Source organism: Massilia sp. CT11-108 (assembly GCF_047302915.1).
In the GTDB taxonomy this organism is placed as follows: Bacteria; Pseudomonadota; Gammaproteobacteria; order Burkholderiales; family Burkholderiaceae_D; genus Telluria; species Telluria orientalis.
Genome location: NZ_JBKYMO010001780.1, coordinates 1 through 234 on the forward strand (window position 1 = coordinate 1; position 234 = coordinate 234).

The following is a 234-nucleotide window of genomic DNA, read 5'->3' on the forward strand; positions in this document are numbered from 1 at the left end:
TCGTCGCGCAACGTGCTCGCGTGCTGGCTCGGGCTGCAGTCCGTGGGCGAGGCGCGCACGATCGCGTACGAGGCGGGCATGCCGGCCTACCGCACGCCGGAAGCGGCCGTGAACGGCTTCCTGCAGATCGTGAACTTCCGCCGCAACCAGCAGCTGTTGATGGAAGTGCCGGCGTCCGTCGGCGACGGCGAGCCGGACCGCGAACGCGCGCGCGGCCTCGTGCGCGCCGCGCGC

At 73.5% G+C, this 234-nt stretch carries 1 protein-coding gene; it reads left to right on the plus strand.

The annotated features are described in order from the left end of the window. On the plus strand, positions 1 to 234 hold a 234-nt coding region (locus ACEN88_RS36305), incomplete at both ends, for a hypothetical protein (protein ID WP_413347214.1).